At 73.8% G+C, this 17,734-nt stretch carries 19 protein-coding genes; 17 read left to right on the top strand and 2 right to left on the bottom strand.

Annotated features, from left to right (window positions below):
- Window positions 1-133: 133 nt before the first annotated feature.
- The 7 genes from glmS to ACGFZF_RS29005 all read left to right on the top strand — a co-directional run bounded on the left by glmS (window position 134) and on the right by ACGFZF_RS29005 (window position 7,663).
- Window positions 134-1,981 carry a glutamine--fructose-6-phosphate transaminase (isomerizing) gene (glmS, locus tag ACGFZF_RS29035; RefSeq protein WP_393558883.1) on the top strand — a complete coding sequence of 616 codons (1,848 nt, stop codon included), beginning with the start codon at window positions 134-136 and terminating at the stop codon, window positions 1,979-1,981.
- 78 nt (window positions 1,982-2,059) lie between these two features.
- Window positions 2,060-2,428 (top strand): holo-ACP synthase, encoded by a 369-nt coding sequence (locus tag ACGFZF_RS29030; RefSeq protein ID WP_393558881.1) that lies wholly within the window; start codon window positions 2,060-2,062, stop codon window positions 2,426-2,428.
- A gap of 155 nt (window positions 2,429-2,583) precedes the next feature.
- A complete protein-coding gene (locus tag ACGFZF_RS29025; protein ID WP_393558879.1) occupies window positions 2,584-4,017 on the top strand; it encodes an NAD(P)H-hydrate dehydratase in 1,434 nt (477 codons plus the stop codon).
- Between the two features lie 285 nt (window positions 4,018-4,302).
- Window positions 4,303-5,481, top strand: coding sequence for an alanine racemase (alr, locus tag ACGFZF_RS29020; RefSeq protein ID WP_393558877.1), 1,179 nt, complete (start codon window positions 4,303-4,305; stop codon window positions 5,479-5,481).
- A 149-nt stretch (window positions 5,482-5,630) separates the two neighbouring features.
- Window positions 5,631-6,872 (top strand): alpha/beta fold hydrolase, encoded by a 1,242-nt coding sequence (locus tag ACGFZF_RS29015; RefSeq protein WP_393558875.1) that lies wholly within the window; start codon window positions 5,631-5,633, stop codon window positions 6,870-6,872.
- A 10-nt stretch (window positions 6,873-6,882) separates the two neighbouring features.
- On the top strand, window positions 6,883-7,383 hold the full coding sequence (tsaE, locus tag ACGFZF_RS29010) for a tRNA (adenosine(37)-N6)-threonylcarbamoyltransferase complex ATPase subunit type 1 TsaE (RefSeq protein WP_393558873.1): 501 nt from the start codon (window positions 6,883-6,885) through the stop codon (window positions 7,381-7,383).
- A gap of 121 nt (window positions 7,384-7,504) precedes the next feature.
- Complete coding sequence (locus ACGFZF_RS29005; RefSeq protein WP_393558870.1) at window positions 7,505-7,663, top strand: hypothetical protein; 159 nt, start codon at window positions 7,505-7,507, stop codon at window positions 7,661-7,663.
- A gap of 58 nt (window positions 7,664-7,721) precedes the next feature.
- Here the strand turns inward: ACGFZF_RS29005 and ACGFZF_RS29000 are convergent, their stop codons facing one another.
- Complete coding sequence (locus ACGFZF_RS29000; RefSeq protein WP_393558908.1) at window positions 7,722-8,261, bottom strand: hypothetical protein; 540 nt, start codon at window positions 8,259-8,261, stop codon at window positions 7,722-7,724.
- A 245-nt stretch (window positions 8,262-8,506) separates the two neighbouring features.
- Between ACGFZF_RS29000 and tsaB the strand changes: the two genes are divergently transcribed.
- The 8 genes from tsaB to ACGFZF_RS28960 all read left to right on the top strand — a co-directional run bounded on the left by tsaB (window position 8,507) and on the right by ACGFZF_RS28960 (window position 14,448).
- Window positions 8,507-9,160, top strand: a complete 654-nt coding sequence (gene tsaB, locus ACGFZF_RS28995; protein WP_393558868.1) for a tRNA (adenosine(37)-N6)-threonylcarbamoyltransferase complex dimerization subunit type 1 TsaB — start codon at window positions 8,507-8,509, stop codon at window positions 9,158-9,160.
- A gap of 50 nt (window positions 9,161-9,210) precedes the next feature.
- Window positions 9,211-9,675 (top strand): ribosomal protein S18-alanine N-acetyltransferase, encoded by a 465-nt coding sequence (rimI, locus tag ACGFZF_RS28990; RefSeq protein ID WP_147981313.1) that lies wholly within the window; start codon window positions 9,211-9,213, stop codon window positions 9,673-9,675.
- Window positions 9,675-10,781 (top strand): tRNA (adenosine(37)-N6)-threonylcarbamoyltransferase complex transferase subunit TsaD, encoded by a 1,107-nt coding sequence (gene tsaD / locus ACGFZF_RS28985; protein ID WP_356599598.1) that lies wholly within the window; start codon window positions 9,675-9,677, stop codon window positions 10,779-10,781. Before rimI ends, tsaD begins: the two co-directional genes overlap by 1 nt.
- Complete coding sequence (locus ACGFZF_RS28980; protein ID WP_393558866.1) at window positions 10,778-11,047, top strand: hypothetical protein; 270 nt, start codon at window positions 10,778-10,780, stop codon at window positions 11,045-11,047. Before tsaD ends, ACGFZF_RS28980 begins: the two co-directional genes overlap by 4 nt.
- A gap of 118 nt (window positions 11,048-11,165) precedes the next feature.
- Window positions 11,166-11,972 (top strand): polysaccharide deacetylase family protein, encoded by an 807-nt coding sequence (locus tag ACGFZF_RS28975; RefSeq protein WP_393558906.1) that lies wholly within the window; start codon window positions 11,166-11,168, stop codon window positions 11,970-11,972.
- Window positions 11,973-12,072: 100 nt separating this feature from the next.
- Complete coding sequence (locus ACGFZF_RS28970) at window positions 12,073-12,429, top strand: YciI family protein (protein WP_393558864.1); 357 nt, start codon at window positions 12,073-12,075, stop codon at window positions 12,427-12,429.
- A 38-nt stretch (window positions 12,430-12,467) separates the two neighbouring features.
- Window positions 12,468-13,721, top strand: a complete 1,254-nt coding sequence (locus ACGFZF_RS28965) for an RNA polymerase sigma factor (RefSeq protein ID WP_393558862.1) — start codon at window positions 12,468-12,470, stop codon at window positions 13,719-13,721.
- A gap of 64 nt (window positions 13,722-13,785) precedes the next feature.
- Window positions 13,786-14,448, top strand: a complete 663-nt coding sequence (locus ACGFZF_RS28960) for a hypothetical protein (protein ID WP_393558860.1) — start codon at window positions 13,786-13,788, stop codon at window positions 14,446-14,448.
- Here the strand turns inward: ACGFZF_RS28960 and ACGFZF_RS28955 are convergent.
- Window positions 14,393-15,577: an SAM-dependent methyltransferase gene (locus ACGFZF_RS28955; RefSeq protein WP_393558858.1), complete on the bottom strand. Its 1,185-nt coding sequence runs from the start codon at window positions 15,575-15,577 to the stop codon at window positions 14,393-14,395. The genes ACGFZF_RS28960 and ACGFZF_RS28955 overlap by 56 nt on opposite strands.
- 191 nt (window positions 15,578-15,768) lie before the next feature.
- Here ACGFZF_RS28955 and ACGFZF_RS28950 point away from each other — a divergent pair, with 191 nt between their 5' ends.
- Together ACGFZF_RS28950 and groES are read left to right on the top strand one after the other, a co-directional pair.
- A complete protein-coding gene (locus tag ACGFZF_RS28950) occupies window positions 15,769-16,692 on the top strand; it encodes a polysaccharide deacetylase family protein (protein ID WP_393558856.1) in 924 nt (307 codons plus the stop codon).
- Between the two features lie 638 nt (window positions 16,693-17,330).
- Complete coding sequence (gene groES, locus ACGFZF_RS28945) at window positions 17,331-17,639, top strand: co-chaperone GroES (RefSeq protein WP_010471835.1); 309 nt, start codon at window positions 17,331-17,333, stop codon at window positions 17,637-17,639.
- Window positions 17,640-17,734 lie beyond the last annotated feature (95 nt).

Genomic DNA, 17,734 nt, shown 5'->3' with positions numbered 1-17,734 from the left:
GCGACTCCGTCTCCGGCGTTGTCGTCGGTCGGCATGGCTCCGCCATGCCTCTCTCCTCCGCCTTGGATCCGAAGCCCCAGGACACCGCTCACTGATCCGGCCCGATCGGCAGGACACCCCCTAGGCTGCCGCCATGTGCGGAATCGTGGGATACGTCGGCGGGCAGTCGGCGCTTGATGTGGTGATCGCGGGCCTCAAGCGGCTCGAGTACCGGGGCTACGACTCGGCCGGCGTCGCGGTGCTCTCCGACGGGGGGCTCGCCGCCGCCAAGAAGGCGGGCAAGCTCGTCAACCTGGAGAAGGAGCTGGTGGACCGGCCGCTGCCGAGCGGCTCCACCGGCATCGGACACACCCGCTGGGCCACCCACGGCGGGCCGACGGACGCCAACGCGCACCCGCATCTCGACAACGCGGGGCGCGTCGCCGTCGTGCACAACGGCATCATCGAGAACTTCGCCGCCCTGCGCGCCGAGCTGACGGAGCGCGGCCACGATCTGGCGTCCGACACGGACACCGAGGTCGTGGCCCACCTCCTCGCCGAGGAGTTCTCCTCCTGCGGCGACCTGGCCGAGTCCATGCGGCTGGTGTGCCGGCGCCTCGACGGCGCGTTCACGCTGGTGGCGGTGCACGCCGACGAGCCCGACGTGGTCGTCGGCGCCCGCCGGAACTCGCCCCTCGTCGTCGGCGTCGGCGAGGACGAGTTCTTCCTCGCCTCCGACGTGGCCGCGTTCATCGCCCACACCCGGTCGGCGATCGAGCTCGGCCAGGACCAGGTCGTACGGCTCGCCCGCGACGGCGTCGTCGTCACCGACTTCGAGGGGGCGCCCGCGGAGGTCCGGGCGTACCACGTCGACTGGGACGCCTCGGCCGCCGAGAAGGGCGGCTACGACTACTTCATGCTCAAGGAGATCGCCGAGCAGCCGAAGGCCGTGGCCGACACCCTCCTCGGCCGGATCGACGTCGAGGGGCATCTGCGCCTCGACGAGCTGCGGATCCCGGACGCGGTGCTGCGGGAGGCCGACAAGGTCGTGATCATCGCCTGCGGCACCGCCTTCCACGCCGGCATGATCGCGAAGTACGCCATCGAGCACTGGACGAGGATCCCGTGCGAGGTGGAGCTGGCCAGCGAGTTCCGCTACCGCGACCCGATCCTCGGCCAGCGCACCCTCGTCGTCGCGATCTCCCAGTCAGGCGAGACGATGGACACCCTGATGGCGCTGCGCCACGCACGCGAACAGGGCGCGAAGGTGCTCGCCATCTGCAACACGAACGGTTCGACCATCCCGCGGGAGTCTGACGCCGTGCTCTACACCCACGCCGGCCCCGAGGTCGCCGTCGCCTCCACCAAGGCGTTCCTGACCCAGCTCGTGGCCTGCTACCTCGTCGCGCTCTACCTCGGCCAGGTGCGCGGGACGAAGTGGGGCGACGAGATCCACGCGCTGATCCGGGAGCTCTCGCGGATCGCCGACGAGGTCGAGCGGGTCCTGGAGACCATGGAACCGGTGCGCGAGCTGGCCCGCTCGCTCGCCCACAAGAACACCGTGCTCTTCCTCGGGCGGCACGTCGGCTACCCGGTGGCCCTGGAGGGCGCGCTGAAGCTCAAGGAGCTCGCGTACATGCACGCGGAGGGCTTCGCGGCCGGCGAGCTCAAGCACGGGCCGATCGCGCTCATCGAGGAGGACCTGCCGGTCGTCGTGGTCGTCCCGTCGCCGAAGGGGCGGTCCGTCCTCCACGACAAGATCGTCTCCAACATCCAGGAGATCCGGGCGCGCGGGGCCCGCACGATCGTGATCGCGGAGGAGGGCGACGAGGCGGTCGTCCCGTACGCGGACCACCTGATCCGGATCCCCGCGACGCCGACGCTGCTCCAGCCGCTGGTGTCGACCGTGCCCCTGCAGGTCTTCGCCTGCGAACTGGCGACCGCGCGCGGCAACGAGGTGGACCAACCGCGTAACCTCGCGAAGTCCGTGACGGTGGAGTGAGGACCGGGCGGTGAGGGCCGTGGGCCGTCGCCGGGCCGTCGCGGACGGAAGACCGGCCGAGGACCGTGGGGTGGACGAATGATCATCGGGGTGGGGATCGACGTGGCGGAGATCGACCGCTTCGCCGCGTCGCTGGAGCGCACTCCCGGGCTGCTGCAACGCCTCTTCGTGGAGGCGGAGGTGCTCCTGCCGAGCGGGGAGCGCCGCGGGCCCGCCTCGCTCGCGGCCCGCTTCGCCGCCAAGGAGGCGCTCGCGAAGGCGCTCGGCGCGCCGGCCGGCCTGCACTGGACGGACGCCGAGGTGTACGTCGAGGGCACCGGGCAGCCACGGCTCCGGGTCCGCGGGACGGTCGCGGCCCGGGCGGCGGAACTCGGTGTGAAGAACTGGCACGTCTCGCTCAGCCACGACGCGGGCGTGGCCTCGGCGGTGGTGATCGCGGAGGGGTGAGCGGCGCGGGCGGGGGACGAGGGGCACCGGGCACGGGCCGACGGCCCCGCCTCCCGTGGTCCCACCACTCCCGCCGCTCCCGCCGCTCCCGCCGGGCCGGGCGCCGTACCGCGTCGGCCCGGCGGCCGTGGCCGGTCTGGGGCAGACTCCTGTCCATGCGTACCGCTTACCGCGTGGAGACCGTACGGGCCGCCGAGGCCGAGCTGATGGCGCGGCTGCCGGAGGGCGCGCTGATGCAGCGGGCCGCGGCGGGCCTGGCCGCCGCCTGCTTCTCGCTCCTCGGCCGCGGCCGGGTGTACGGGGCCAGGGTCGTCCTGCTCGTCGGCGGCGGGGACAACGGCGGCGACGCCCTGTACGCGGGGGCGCGGCTGGCCCGGCGCGGTGCGGGCGTGACGGCCGTCCTCCTGGCCGCGCGCGCCCACGAGGGCGGACTCGCGGCGCTGCGGGCGGCCGGCGGGCGGGTGGCGGACGACCCCTTCGAACCGCTGGCCACGGCCGATCTCGTCCTGGACGGGATCACCGGGATCGGGGGCCGCGGAGGACTGCGGCCCGACGCCGTGCCGGTGGCGCGCGCGGCGCGCGGCTCCGACGCCGTGGTGGTCGCCGTCGACCTGCCCAGCGGCGTGGACGCGGACACGGGAGAGGTCGCGGGGGAGGCGCTGCGGGCCGACGCCACGGTGACGTTCGGGACGTACAAGCCGGGCCTGCTGATCGATCCGGCGCGCGAGTACGCGGGGGCGCTTCGGCTGGTGGACATCGGGCTCGGCGACGTCCTGCCGTCGGTGCCGGAGCTCCAGGCCCTCCAGCACGAGGACGTGGCCCGGATGCTGCCGGTGCCGGGCGCGGAGAGCGACAAGTACCGCCGGGGCGTGGTCGGCGTCGTCGCCGGGTCCGCGCGCTACCCGGGCGCGGCCGTTCTGGCGGTGGCGGGCGCGCTGCGCGGCGGGGCGGGCGCCGTGCGGTACGTCGGTCCGGCGGCGGAGGCCGTGATCGCCCGCTTCCCCGAGACGCTCGTGCACGCCGGCCCCCCGTCGAAGGCGGGACGGGTCCAGGCGTGGGTGGTGGGACCGGGGCTCGGCGACGGGCCCGGCGTCGAGGACGTCCTCGCCTCCGACGTGCCGGTGCTGATCGACGCGGACGGGTTGCGCGACCTGCCGGCGCGGGCGGTGCGGGCGCGTACGGCCCCCACTCTGCTCACCCCGCACGCGGGCGAGGCCGCGGCCCTGCTGGGCGTCTCGCGGGAGTCGGTCGAGTCGGGCCGGCTCGCGGCGGTACGGGAGCTGGCGGAACGCTTCGGCGCGACCGTCCTCCTGAAGGGCTCGACGACGCTGGTGGCCCCCGCGGACGGGACGAGTCCGGTCCGGGTCAACCCCACGGGCACGTCGTGGCTGGCCACGGCGGGCAGCGGCGACGTCCTGTCGGGCCTGGCCGGCTCGCTGCTGGCCGCGGGCCTCTCGGCGCCGGACGCGGGATCGGCCGCGGCCTATCTGCACGGCCTGGCGGGCCGCCGCGCCGCACAGGGCACCCCGATCGCCGCGGCGGACGTGGCCCACGCCCTGCCGGACGCCTGGCGCGACGTCACCTCGTAGACCGGGCACCAGCACACCGCTCGCCGATCCGGCCTGATCGACGAGACACCCCGGGGCGTGCGACGGCGAGGCGGCCGCGTGGGCCTGCGCGTCCCGCGGCGCGCGGGGGCGTCGGGGGCGTCGGGGGCGTCGTCGTCGCGTCCCGCCACGCCCACGCGTGGCCGTGCCTTCGGCGGGATCCGGCGTCCTGACGCCCCGGAAACCCGGGATCGGGAGCGGTGGGGTGACCGGGGCGACAGCCGGTGCCGACGGGCCCGGCGGCCCGTACCTGAGACACTGGGCGCGATGACTGAGACACCGCCGCCCCGCCGAGCCCGCGCCGAGATCGACCTCGGTGCGCTGCGTGCGAACGTGCGCACGCTGCGTGCCCGCGTCTCGCCCCACACCCAGGTGATGGCCGTGGTCAAGGCGGACGCGTACGGACACGGCGCGCTCCGCTGCGCCCGCGCCGCCCTGGACGCCGGGGCCACCTGGCTCGGCACGGCCACCCCGCACGAGGCGCTCGCCCTGCGCGCCGCCGGGATCACCGGACCGCGGATCATGTGCTGGCTCTGGACGCCCGGCGACCCCTGGGCCGAGGGCATCGAGGCGGACCTCGACATGTCCGTCAGCGACATGTGGGCGCTGGAGGAGGTCGTCGAGGCGGCGCGCGTCACGGGCCGCACCGCCCGTATCCAGCTGAAGGCCGACACCGGCCTCGGCCGCAACGGCTGCCAGCCCGCCGACTGGCCGCAGCTCGTCGACCGGGCGCTGAAGGCGGAGAGCGACGGGCTGGTGAAGGTCACCGGCCTCTGGTCGCACTTCGCCTGCGCCGACGAGCCGGGGCACCCGTCCATCGGCGCGCAGCTCGACCTCTTCCGGATGCTGCTGGAGCACGCCGAGAAGGCCGGAGCGGAGCCCGAGGTCCGGCACCTCGCCAACTCGCCCGCCACCCTGACCCTCCCCGAGACCCACTTCGACCTCGTCCGGCCGGGCATCGCGATGTACGGCGTGTCGCCCAGTCCCGAGATCGGCTCGTCCGCCGACTTCGGCCTGCGCCCCGTGATGTCCCTCAAGGCCGGCATCGCGCTCGTGAAGCAGGTCCCCGCCGGTCACGGCGTCAGCTACGGGCACCACTACGTCACCGAGCGCGAGACCCGGCTCGGTCTCGTGCCGCTGGGCTACGCGGACGGCATCCCGCGGCACGCCTCCGGGCGCGGCCCCGTCCTCGTAGGGGGCCGGCTCCGTACGGTCGCCGGCCGGGTCGCCATGGACCAGTTCGTGGTCGACCTCGACGGGGACGCGGTGCTGCCGGGCGCGGAGGCGGTCCTGTTCGGGCCGGGCGACCGCGGCGAGCCGACGGCCGAGGACTGGGCCGTCGCCGCCGACACCATCGCGTACGAGATCGTGACCCGCATCGGCGCGCGCGTCCCGCGCGTCTACCTGAACGAGCGGGACGACGCCGAGGCCGTTCCCGGGGAGTAGCGTCGACCGCCCGGCGCGCCGGGCGGTCCCTCCGGCCACGGCCCGGGCCGTCCCGGAACCCGCGCAGCACCCGAACGACCCGAACGACCCGAACGACCCGAGCGACGCGTGAGCGAACAGCGACCGGACCGAGGAACAGGGAGCGGAAAGTGAGCGAGTCCAGGCCCGACAACTGGCGACGTGCCGGGTTCGCCGGTGCCGCGATAGGCGTCCTGGCCGCCGGCGCGGCGGCCGGCGTCGCCGTCGAGCGGCTCACGGTGGGCCGGGGCATGCGGCAGAAGGCCCGCCTCGCCCTGGACGCCTCCGCCCCCTACGGGTCCCTGCGGGGCGTCTCCGGCAAGGCGCTCGCCGACGACTCCACCGCGCTCCACTACGAGATCGACGAGCTCGAGTCCGACGCCCCGGCCCCGCGCCGCCGCCGGCTCTTCGGCCGCAAGGCGCCCGCGCCCGTCACCGTCGTCTTCAGCCACGGCTACTGCCTGAGCCAGGACTCCTGGCACTTCCAGCGGGCGGCGCTGCGCGGCCTGGTCCGCACCGTCCACTGGGACCAGCGCAGCCACGGCCGTTCGGCCCGCGGGGTCGCCCAGTCCGGACCCGACGGCGTACCCGTCTCGATCGACCAGCTCGGCCGCGACCTGAAGGCCGTTCTCGACGCCGCCGCCCCCGAGGGGCCGCTCGTCCTGGTGGGGCACTCGATGGGCGGCATGACGATCATGGCGCTGGCCGACCAGTACCCCGAGCTGATCCGTGAGCGGGTCGTCGGGGTCGCCTTCGTCGGCACCTCCACCGGGCGGCTGGGCGAGGTGAACTACGGGCTCCCGGTGGCGGGCGTCAACGCGGTCCGGCGGATCCTGCCGGGCGTGCTGAAGGCGCTCGGCTCGCAGGCGGAGCTCGTCGAGCGGGGCCGCCGGGCGACCGCCGACCTCTTCGCCGGCCTGATCAAGAAGTACTCGTTCTCGTCGCGGGACGTGGATCCGGCGGTCGCCCGCTTCGCGGAGCGGATGATCGAGTCCACGCCGATCGACGTGGTCGCCGAGTTCTATCCGGCCTTCGTGGAGCACGACAAGGCGGCGGCCCTCCAGGTCTTCGGCGAGGTGCCGGTGCTCGCGCTGGCCGGCGACCGGGACCTCGTGACCCCCAGCTCGCACACCGAGACGATCGCCGACCTGCTGCCGGAGAGCGAACTGGTCATCGTGCCCGACGCCGGCCATCTCGTGATGCTGGAGCACCCCGAGGCGGTCACCGACCGGCTGGCGGACCTGCTGGCCCGGGTCGGCGCGGTACCGGGACCCGCGAGGTCCGCGGACGGGGCGGCCGCGGGCGGCAGGACGGCGCCGAGGGCGAAGGCCCCGCGCGCGCGGGCGACGAAGGCGGGCCCGGGCAACGGATAGGTTGGCCGCTATGGAAGCAGCGCTCAATCCGTCCTCCGGGGCCACCCTCTCCGTCGACTCGCCCGAGCGGATGCAGGAGATCGGCCGCCGCCTCGCGAAACTCCTGCGCCCCGGCGACCTCGTCATGCTGACCGGTGAACTCGGCGCCGGGAAGACGACCCTGACCCGCGGTCTGGGCGAGGGCCTCGGCGTGCGCGGTGCCGTCACCTCCCCGACCTTCGTCATCGCCCGCGTGCATCCGTCGCTGGTCGGCGGCCCCGCCCTCGTGCACGTCGACGCGTACCGCCTCGGCGGCGGCCTCGACGAGATGGAGGATCTCGACCTCGACGTCTCGCTGCCCGAGTCCGTGGTGGTCGTGGAGTGGGGCGACGGCAAGGTCGAGGAGCTCACCGACGACCGGCTGCACGTGCTGATCCACCGGGTCGTCGGCGACACCGACGACGACCGGCGCACGGTCGTGCTGCGCGGGATCGGGGCGCGATGGGCCGATCAGGACCTGCGGATGGAATGACATTCGGCTGAACGTACGTATGTTCCGACAAGGTGTCGGGAAGATGTTGCGTCGGTCCCACGCGCCGTGGTCACATGGACTCACGAGCTGGTTAGGTGTACCTAACCTACGGGAGGCATGCATGGCGACGCCAGAGCGCGCGGAGGACCGCATCTCGATGAGCGAGCTGCTCGCGTCCTGTGCCGCGGCGAACGCGGTCTCGACCCCGCCGCGCCCCACCGAACCCGAGCAGGACGCGCGCGAGAGCGACCACGAGCGGGAACGGCCGGAGGCCGCCTGATCCCGGAGGAAGCCGACGGCACACCGGCCGGGCCCGACGGGACCTGAGAGGCGTGCCCTCAGGCGATGACGACGACCTTGGCGCCGATCGAGGCGAAGGTCCACATCGCGTCGCCGTCCGCCCGCTTCATGCGGATGCCGCCGGTCTTGCGCGACGGGTCGGGCTTCGGCAGCGAGTTGTCGACCGCGGCGCTGAAGCCGACCGAGACGTCCTGGACGGTCGCGAACCGCACGACGTGCTCGATCTGCACCCCGTCCGACCCGCGCACGGCGCCGGAGCGGGAGGAGACGGAATACGTCCCCGGCGCCGGGTTCACGGTGCTCGGCGCGACCGAGAAGGTGTGCGTGGCCTGGCCCTTCGCGTCCACCAGCCAGACCCGCTTCTCACGCAGCGCGTAGACCACGCGCGCGCCGCTGCCGGAGTCCGCCGGGACGGCGAGGGGGTCCTTGGCCGGCTTCTGCGGCCCGCCGGTCGCGGTGGCCGACGGGGCCGAGTCCGGTGTACTCGGCTTCGCCGCCAGATCGGCGGGCACGTTCGCCGACGCCTGGTAGGCGAGGAAGACGACCGCCGCGACCGCCGCGGCGGTGAGCCCGGCCACGAATCCCGAGCTGCTCCTAGCCACCGTGCCCACCTCTCCGCTCCGGGGCCGTCGGCCCGGGAGGTACCCCCACGAACGTATCGGTGGTGACGGTAGCAGCAGCGGCCCGGTGCCACGGGGCGCCGTGCGGTGAGGCCCCGCCGCGACGCGCCGTACGGACCTTGCTCCTGCCGTGCCCGGCCCCACCGCCGTCGGCACGGTGACCGTCGTCGGCCGGGACCTGTCCGGAGCCGTAGGCTGTTTGCGTGCTCTTGCTCGCCATGGATACCGCCACGCCCGCCGTCACCGTCGCCCTCCACGACGGCGAGTCCGTCCTCGCGGAGGCCCGGCAGGTCGACGCCCGCCGCCACGGGGAGCTGCTGCTGCCCGCCGTCGACCGGGTGACGAAGGAGGCCGGGCGCACGCTCGACGAGGTCACGGGCCTCGTCGTCGGGGTCGGACCCGGTCCCTACACGGGGCTGCGGGTCGGACTGGTGACCGCCGCCACCTTCGCCTCCGCGCTCGGCGTTCCCGTCCACGGGCTGTGCACCCTCGACGGACTCGCGTACGCCTCCGGGATCGAGGAGCCGTTCGTCGTCGCGACGGACGCCCGCCGCAAGGAGGTCTACTGGGCGCGGTACGACGACTTCCGCACCCGGACCACCGACGCGGCCGTCGACCGCCCCGGCGAGATCGCCGAGCGGCTCGCCGGCCTTCCCGTGGTCGGTGCCGGCGCGCGGCTCTACCCCGAGGCGTTCCCCGACGCCCGCGACCCCGAGCACCAGTCCGCCGCCGCCCTGGCCGCCCTGGCCGCCGAGCGGCTCGCGGCCGGCGCGGACTTCCTCGACCCGCTGCCGATGTACCTGCGCCGCCCCGACGCGCAGGTGCCGAAGAACTACAAGGTGGTCACCCCCCAGTGACCGCAGCGACCGAGGGCACCGCCACGACCGCCGCAGCCGTGCTGCGCGGGATGCGCTGGTGGGACATCGCACCCGTGCTCGTCCTGGAACACGAGCTCTTCCCCGAGGACGCCTGGTCCGAGGGCATGTTCTGGTCCGAGCTCGCCCATGCCCGAGGTCCCCGCGCCACCCGCCACTACGTGGTCGCGGAGGACCCGGCCGACGGGCGGGTCGTCGGCTACGCCGGTCTGGCCGCCGCCGGCGGACTCGGCGACGTCCAGACGATCGCCGTCGCCCGTGACCAGTGGGGCAGCGGCCTCGGCGCCCGCCTGCTCACCGACCTGCTCCAGCACGCCACCGCCTTCGAGTGCGAGGAGGTGCTGCTGGAGGTACGGGTGGACAACACCCGGGCCCAGAAGCTGTACGAGCGCTTCGGCTTCGAGCCCATCGGCTTCCGGCGCGGCTACTACCAGCCCGGCAATGTGGACGCGCTCGTGATGCGACTGACCGTTCAAGGAACAGAGACGACTGACTGATGGCTGCTGACGAACCGCTCGTACTCGGCATCGAGACCTCCTGCGACGAGACCGGTGTCGGCATCGTCCGGGGCACGACCCTGCTCGCCGACGCCATCGCGTCGAGCGTCGACACCCATGCCCGCTTCGGCGGCGTGGTTCCCGAGATCGCCTCCCGGGCCCATCTGGAGGCGATGGTCCCGACGATCGAGCGCGCCCTCAAGGAGGCCGGGATCTCCGCGCGCGACCTGGACGGCATCGCCGTCACGGCCGGGCCCGGCCTGGCGGGCGCGCTGCTCGTCGGCGTCTCGGCGGCGAAGGCGTACGCCTACGCGCTGAACAAGCCGCTGTACGGCGTGAACCACCTGGCCTCCCACATCTGCGTCGACCAGCTGGAGCACGGTCCGCTGCCCGAGCCGACGATGGCGCTGCTCGTGTCCGGCGGTCACTCCTCGCTGCTGCTCGCCCCCGACATCACGGCCGACGTCCGTCCGATGGGCGCCACCATCGACGACGCGGCCGGTGAGGCCTTCGACAAGATCGCGCGCGTGCTCGACCTCGGGTTCCCCGGCGGACCGGTGATCGACCGGCTCGCGAAGGAGGGCGACCCGAAGGCGATCGCCTTCCCGCGCGGCCTGTCGGGCGCGAAGGACCCCGCCTACGACTTCTCGTTCTCCGGTCTCAAGACCGCCGTGGCCCGGTGGATCGAGGCCAAGCGCGCGGCGGGCGAGGAGGTGCCGGTGCGCGACGTGGCGGCGTCCTTCCAGGAGGCGGTCGTCGACGTGCTGACCCGCAAGGCCGTCCGGGCCTGCAAGGACGAGGGCGTCGACCACCTGATGATCGGCGGCGGCGTGGCCGCCAACTCGCGGCTGCGGGCGCTGGCGCAGGAGCGGTGCGAGCGGGCCGGCATCCGGCTGCGGGTGCCGCGTCCGGGACTGTGCACGGACAACGGCGCGATGGTCGCGGCGCTGGGCGCCGAGATGGTGGCGCGCAACCGGCCGGCCTCCGACCTGGAGCTGTCCGCGGACTCCTCGCTGCCGGTGACGGACCCGCACGTGCCGGGCGCCGGCCACGGGCACTCCCACGACCATGTGCACGAGATCAGCAAGGAGAACCTGTACTCGTGACGACCGTGACGCTCATGTGGGAGGCGCGGGCGGTCCAGGACCGCGGAGCCGAACTCCTGGAGTGGGCGCGGGCGCAGCAGCTGCCGTACGAGCCGGCGCGGCGGGAGACCTTCCGCGCGCCGCAGGACCGGGTCCTCGTGCTGACCTGGTGGGAGGCCGACTCGGTCTACGCCGAGCTGCCCGAGCTGCCCGAGCCGGACGCGAGCCTGATCACGCGCCCGGTGCACCGGTGGCGTTTCGAATCCGTGGACACCGAGGCAACCTGACAGCCCGTCCCGGCATCAGACACCATGACGTAGGTCGTGTGTTCGGGTGTGGGGCGGGTGTGCCGGGGTGGACAAGAAGATCGTGGTGTGGGCGGCGCTGACCGTCGCCGCCCTGCTCATGACGGGGTGCAGCCGGCCGGCGGACGCGGACACCCCGCCACGGGCGGCCTCCACCGCCCCCACGACCACGCCGCCGTCCGCCGGGGACTCCGCCCCCGACGCCCCGCGCTCGGCCGCGGAGAGGGCCGCCGCGTACCGCAAGTGGGGCCTCCGGCCGCTGCCGGCCCCGCCCGCGCCGCCCAGGACGAAGCCGATCCGGCGGGCACCCGGCGCCCCCGTTCCGGTCGTCAGCGAGATACCGACGAACGAGAAGATCGTCTTCATCACCGTCGACGACGGTGCCGAGAAGGACCCCGAGTTCACGACGATGATGAGGGACCTCGGGATCCCGGTCACCATGTTCCTCACCGACGCGGCGATACGTGACGACTACCGGTACTTCGCCCCGCTCGCCGCCCTCGGCAACGGCGTCGCCAACCACACCCTCACGCACCCGAACCTGCGCACCCTCGGCCGCGAGGCCCAGCGCCGGGAGATCTGCGGCCAGCAGACGAAGCTGGCGAAGGAGTACGGGACGACCCCGCGCCTCTTCCGCCCGCCGTACGGCAACTGGAACGAGGACACCCGCGCCGCCGCCGGCACCTGCGGCGTCGAGGCGATCGTGCTGTGGCGCGAGTCGATGCAGATCACGAACATGCAGTACCAGCGCGGGGACCGGAAGCTGCGTCCCGGAGACGTCATCCTCGCCCACTTCCGCGGCCCCGCCGAGCTCAAGGGCACGACGATGACGCGGATGACGGCGAACCTGCTGCGCCACATCCAGGAGCAGGGCTTCACCGTGGCCCGCCTGGAGGACTACCTCTGAAAAGAACTTCTCGCGTGGTGTCGATGCGGGCCCCGGCCGTTCGACGTATGAGTGAGAGGCGGGAGAACGCACCCGCCACCGCACCACCGAGGAGAAGACGATGCCCCGCTACCTGACCATGATCCGCCTCGAAGAGGGCAGCTTCCGGATGGAGGACGCCGACGCCGGCTTCGAGGCGCGGATGGGCGCGCTGTTCGAGGAGATCACCAAGGCCGGGGTCATGCTGGAGACCGCCGGGCTCAAGCCCACCTCCGAGTCCACCCGTGTCACCTGGGCCGACGGGAAGATCAGCTACACGGACGGCCCGTACACCGAGACCAAGGAGGTCGTCGGCGGCTACTCCATCACCCAGTGCCGGGACCTGGCCGAGGCGATCGAGTGGTCCAAGCGCTTCCTGGAGGTGCACCCGCCGGAGTGGAAGGTCACCTGCGAGGTGCGCGAGATCGAAGAGATGTGACGGACCGCGTCACGGGCGGTGTGCTGTCATGGTGAGCCGTGACAGCACACCACGCGGCCGAGAGCGTCGAGACGGTCTTCCGGATGGAGTCGGCACGGGTGATCGCCGCCGCGGCGAGGATCGTCCGCGACGTCGGCATCGCCGAGGAGATCGCCCAGGACGCGCTCGTCGCCGCTCTGGAGCAGTGGCCGCGGACCGGGGTCCCGGACCGGCCGGGCGCCTGGCTGACGGCCGCGGCCAAGCACCGCGCCGTCGACCTCGTACGACGCCGTGAGACGTACGCGCGCAAGCTCGCCGAGGTGGGCCGCGAGCTCACGGAGGAGACGTACGACCCCGAACCGTCCGGCCCGGACGACATCGACGACGATCTGCTGCGGCTCGTGTTCACCGCCTGCCATCCGGTCCTGTCCGCCGAGGCCCGCACCGCGCTGACGCTGCGACTGGTCGGCGGACTGCGCACGGACGAGATCGCCCGCGCCTTCCTCGTGCCGGAGCCGACGGTCGCGCAGCGGATCGTGCGCGCCAAGCGGACGCTGGCCAAGGCGGGCGTGGAGTTCGAAGTGCCGTACGGGCGGGACCGGGCGGCCCGGCTCGGCTCCGTCCTGGAGGTCATCTACCTGATCTTCAACGAGGGGTACGCGGCCACGGCGGGCGACGACCTGCTGCGTCCCGCGCTGTGCGAGGACGCGCTGCGGCTGGCCCGGGTGCTCGCCGGGCTCATGCCGCACGAGGGGGAGGCGCACGGCCTGGCGGCCCTGCTGGAGATCCAGGCATCGCGGACGACGGCCAGGACCGGACCCGACGGGCAGCCCGTGCTCCTCGCCGACCAGAACCGGAGCCGCTGGAACCGGCTGCTGATCCGGCGCGGCTTCACGGCCCTGCAACGCGCCGGGGAGGGTGGCTCCTTCGGCCCGTACGCGCTCCAGGCCGCGATCGCCGCCTGCCACGCCCGGGCCGCGACCTACGAGGAGACCGACTGGCGCACCATCGCCGCGCTCTACGGCCGGCTGGCCGCCGTCGCCCCGTCCCCGGTGGTCGAGTTGAACCGTGCGGTCGCCGTCTCGATGGCCGAGGGCCCCGCGGCGGGGCTGGCCATCGCCGACACCCTCACCGGCGAACCCGCCCTGGACCGCTACCACTTGCTGCCGAGCGTGCGGGGCGACCTGCTGGCCCGGCTGGGCCGGACGGCGGAGGCGCGGAGCGAGTTCGAGCGGGCGGCCGACCTGACCCGCAACGAGCGGGAGCGCGAACTCCTGCGCGCGCGGGCGCGATCGCTCCCGTCGGAGGAGTGACGGGCGACGGCGCCCGAACGCGTCCGGTCCGCTCGCCGGCCGTCCCGGAACATAGGCTGCCGTCATGCCCCGTCGTACTCCGCTGCCCCCGCCCCCGCCGCCGCCCGAGATACGGAACTGGCCCGACCGCGAGACGCTGCTCGCCGACCGGGCCCTCGCGCTGGACGAGCTCGGGCGCCGGCTGCTGGGCGGGCAGCGGCTGACGCTCTTCCTGGTCGGTCTCGTGCTCGTGGAGCTGGGCTGGGGCCTCGTCGGCGTCCTGCTGACCGCCTTCGGCCAGGGTGCGCTCGACCCGATCACGCTCCTGCCCGCCGTGGTCGCCGCGTGCCTGGGCATCGGGGCTCTCGTCCCGGGCGTCTGGCTGACCGTCCGCGGGGTCCGGGCCGACCGGGTGGCCCACGTCCGGCTGGGCGAGTGGGCCGCGCTGGATCGCCACGCGGCCGCCGACGCCCGGCTGCGCGCCCCGGTGTGGAGCGTCTGCTGGCTGCTGGGGTCCTTCCTGCTGTGCGCCGTCGGCCTGTGGATCTCGTTCGCCGTCCCGGCGGGCACGACCCGCGAGAACGGCGGCTACGGATTCGTCGCCTACGGGATGGGCGCCGGGCTCGTCCTGTGGGTGAACGGCCTCATCGGACTGGCCAAGGCCGCCGGCCACTACCGTTTCGCGGTCCGGCTCACCGGCCGGCCGGGTGCCCGATCAGCATCGTCGGAGCACCCGCGACCCGAGTGAGGAACAGCGTCGCGGAGTTCGGGCCCTTGGGCTTGATCCTGCGGCGCATCTCCTCGGGTTCGACCGCCGAGCCGCGCTTCTTCACCGTCAGGGTGCCGACCTCGCGTTCGCGCAGCAGGGCCTTCACCTTCTTGAGGTTGAAGGGCAGGCTGTCGGTGATCTCGTACGCGGTGGCGTACGGGGTCGCCCGCAGCTCGTCCGCCGTGACGTAGGCGATCGTCTCGTCGACGAGGCCGCCCGCCAGCTCCTCGGCGACCTCGGCGACCAGATGGGCGCGGATGACGGCGCCGTCGGGCTCGTAGAGGTACCGGCCGACCGCCCGGACCGCGGGATCGGGCAGGCCCCGGCCCACCAGGCTCGTACCGGCGGGCAGCAGCGTGGCGCGCCGGGCGCCGGGCGTCGTGCCGAACCAGAGCACGGCCTCCTTCACGTCACCGCCGTCCGAGATCCACTCGGCCTCGGCCTCGTCGGGCACCGCCTCGTGCGGGACGCCCGGGGCGATCTTCAACGCCGCGTGCCGGGCCTTGCGGGCCGCCTCCGTCGCCCAGGAGAGCGGCGGCGAGTACGCCTCCGGATCGAAGATCCGGCCGCGCCCGCCGCGCCGTGCCGGGTCCACGAAGACGGCGTCGTACGGCGCGGTGTCGATCTCCGTCACGTCCGCGCACCGGACCTCGATCAGCCCGTCGAGCCCGAGGGCGGCCGCGTTCGCGCGGGCCGCCTCCGCGGTCAGCGGGTCGCGGTCGACGGCGAGCACCGAGATGCCCGCACGGGCGAACGCGATCGCGTCCCCGCCGATCCCGCCGCACAGGTCGGCGACGCTGCGCACGCCCAGCTCCCGGAAGCGCTCGGCGCGGTACGTGCCGACCGTCGCCCGGGTCGACTGCTCGACGCCGTTGGGCGTGAAGTACATCCGGTGGGCGTCCTCGGCGCCGAACTTCGCCACCGCCCGCTGGCGCAGGCGCGCCTGCCCGAGGGCCGCCGTGACCAGTTCGGCCGGGTGCTCGCGGCGCAGCCGGGAGGCGACGGCCAGTTCCTGCGCGGGGTCGTAGTCGCGCAGGCCGGCGAGCAGGGTCTGGCCCTCGGGCGTGAGCAGGGCGGCGAAGGAGGCGAGGTCGGTCACCCGTCCCATTGTGGGCCACGCCTGCCAGGGCGTGTCCGGAAGGCGGCGGCGTCTGCCCGCGGGCCAGGCGCGACTTCCCGGGCACGCCCTGGTGGGCCGGCCGGGGGACGGTACGCGCGGCGCGCCGACGGCGTGGACGCCGCAGGGCCTTCGCGCTGACAGGATGCGGCGCCATGCAGCTAGTACGACAAAAGGAACGAATGCTTACAAAGCGAGGCCGCCGCACGCGGCGGTCGGTGGGTGCGGTCCTGCTCGTCGCCGCCCTCGGATCCGCCTGCGCCGGGCCCTCCGGGGGCGACGGGGGCGCGGGCGGCGCACCCAAGGGGCCCGCGAGTCCCGCCGCGGGACAGCCGCGCGCGGAGGGGGCGGCCGGCGCCCTGGAGGCGTACGTGGAGAGGGTCCGCAAGCAGCGTGCCGCGCGGGTGCAGGCCGCCAAGAAGTGGGGCCTCGACAAGCCGCCGCTGGAGGCGCCCGCGCCGCCCCGGGTGAAGCCGACGATCACCACCCGCAAGGGCTTCGAGACGTCCGGCGAGGGCCTGCCGCCCGTCTTCACCACCGTGCCGACCAAGGACAAGGTCGTCTTCCTGACGATCGACGACGGGGCGGAGAAGGATCCCGAGCTGCTGCGGATGATGACCGAACTGGGCATCCCCTACAGCGCCTTCCTGAGCGACTACCTGGTCAAGGAGGACTACGGCTACTTCGCGAAGATGCAGAAGGCCGGCGTCTCCCTGCACAACCACACCCTCAACCACCGCTATCTGCCCGGGCTCTCGTACGCCGAGCAGAAGCGGGAGATCTGCGGGATGCAGGACACCATCGAGAAGCGGTTCGGCAAGCGTCCGCCGCTCTTCCGCCCCCCGTACGGCAACTACAACCGGGACACGCTGACCGCGGCCAAGTCGTGCGGGGTCAAGGCGGTGCCGCTCTGGGCCTCGGAGGCGTTCCCGGACCGCATGGAGTGGCGTGAGTGGGACCGGGACCTGCACCCCGGCGACATCGTGCTCACGCACTTCCGGGGCAAGGCGGACTGGAAGGGCACCATGCCCGACATGATCCGCCGCGTGATGAAGACGATCACGGCCAAGGGCTACGCGGTCGCGAAGCTCGAGGACTACGTGTGACCCGGGCGCGCCGGCCGCTGGCCGGACTGCTGCTGGCCGGCGCGCTCCTGGCGGTGACGGGCTGCGCGTCGTCCGTGGACCCGATCGAGCGCCTGGGCCGGAGGGCCGCGGAAGGCGTGGGACCGTCGGCGGCCGCGGTGCCGGCGGCGCGCGGCCCGGTGGGGGAGGCCCGGCATGCGGCGCACGCCGGGCGGCCGGTCCGCGGGGGCGCAGGCGCCCCCGGTGTCGCCGCCGGGGAAGGGACCCTGAGCGAGACGGCCGCCCGGATGTTCCGCACGGCCGCCCGGTCGTGGCCCCACGAGCCCGCCCGGCCGCACGGGAGGCCGCACGCGGCGGCGGAGCGGCACCCGGATGCCCGGGACCACGAGGGCGCCGGCCGGCACGCGCGGGCCGGCCGACATGCGGAACCAAAGGGTCCGTCAGACCGTTTCCCGGAGCGGGACCGAATCGCCACACGGCACTGAATTGGCACTCCGCTTGACCGAGTGCTAATCGCAGTCATAGTCTCGGGTCTGGCACTCCCCACTGGAGAGTGCCAACACAGCGACGGGCAGGTCCGGCACCCGCGACGACGGATCCACCTGGTCGCCACCTCAGACAGTTAACCCCGTGAGATCTCCGAAGGGGGAGGTCGGATCGTGACGACCACCAGCTCCAAGGTTGCCATCAAGCCGCTCGAGGACCGCATCGTGGTCCAGCCGCTCGACGCCGAGCAGACCACGGCCTCTGGCCTGGTCATCCCGGACACCGCCAAGGAGAAGCCCCAGGAGGGCGTCGTCCTGGCCGTGGGCCCGGGCCGCTTCGAGAACGGCGAGCGTCTGCCGCTCGACGTCAAGACCGGCGACATCGTGCTGTACAGCAAGTACGGCGGCACCGAAGTGAAGTACAGCGGCGAGGAGTACCTCGTCCTCTCGGCTCGCGACGTGCTCGCGATCGTCGAGAAGTAATTCACCGAAGTACCCGAAGTACCTGAAGCAGATGCTTTGAGCTGCGCCCCGAGGCCCCTTCCAGGCGCCCCGGGGCGCGGTTCGTTCCACCCGAT

The organism is Streptomyces sp. NPDC048338 (assembly GCF_043201055.1).
Lineage (GTDB): Bacteria > Actinomycetota > Actinomycetes > Streptomycetales > Streptomycetaceae > Streptomyces.
The sequence above is the reverse complement of the archived record's forward strand: the minus strand, read 5'-3'. Positions and strand labels throughout refer to the sequence as shown.

What these genes read in the sequence shown, in the direction of transcription:
- ACGFZF_RS29005 (WP_393558870.1), top strand. Translation starts at nt 7,505, where the DNA reads ATGGCGACGCCAGAGCGCGCGGAGGACCGCATCTCGATGAGCGAGCTG.
- ACGFZF_RS28955 (WP_393558858.1), bottom strand. Translation starts at nt 15,577, where the DNA reads ATGGGACGGGTGACCGACCTCGCCTCCTTCGCCGCCCTGCTCACGCCC.
- alr (WP_393558877.1), top strand. Translation starts at nt 4,303, where the DNA reads ATGACTGAGACACCGCCGCCCCGCCGAGCCCGCGCCGAGATCGACCTC.
- tsaD (WP_356599598.1), top strand. Translation starts at nt 9,675, where the DNA reads ATGGCTGCTGACGAACCGCTCGTACTCGGCATCGAGACCTCCTGCGAC.
- ACGFZF_RS28970 (WP_393558864.1), top strand. Translation starts at nt 12,073, where the DNA reads ATGCCCCGCTACCTGACCATGATCCGCCTCGAAGAGGGCAGCTTCCGG.
- ACGFZF_RS29025 (WP_393558879.1), top strand. Translation starts at nt 2,584, where the DNA reads ATGCGTACCGCTTACCGCGTGGAGACCGTACGGGCCGCCGAGGCCGAG.
- tsaE (WP_393558873.1), top strand. Translation starts at nt 6,883, where the DNA reads ATGGAAGCAGCGCTCAATCCGTCCTCCGGGGCCACCCTCTCCGTCGAC.
- rimI (WP_147981313.1), top strand. Translation starts at nt 9,211, where the DNA reads ATGCGCTGGTGGGACATCGCACCCGTGCTCGTCCTGGAACACGAGCTC.
- ACGFZF_RS28975 (WP_393558906.1), top strand. Translation starts at nt 11,166, where the DNA reads ATGACGGGGTGCAGCCGGCCGGCGGACGCGGACACCCCGCCACGGGCG.
- ACGFZF_RS28950 (WP_393558856.1), top strand. Translation starts at nt 15,769, where the DNA reads ATGCTTACAAAGCGAGGCCGCCGCACGCGGCGGTCGGTGGGTGCGGTC.
- ACGFZF_RS29030 (WP_393558881.1), top strand. Translation starts at nt 2,060, where the DNA reads ATGATCATCGGGGTGGGGATCGACGTGGCGGAGATCGACCGCTTCGCC.
- glmS (WP_393558883.1), top strand. Translation starts at nt 134, where the DNA reads ATGTGCGGAATCGTGGGATACGTCGGCGGGCAGTCGGCGCTTGATGTG.
- ACGFZF_RS28960 (WP_393558860.1), top strand. Translation starts at nt 13,786, where the DNA reads ATGCCCCGTCGTACTCCGCTGCCCCCGCCCCCGCCGCCGCCCGAGATA.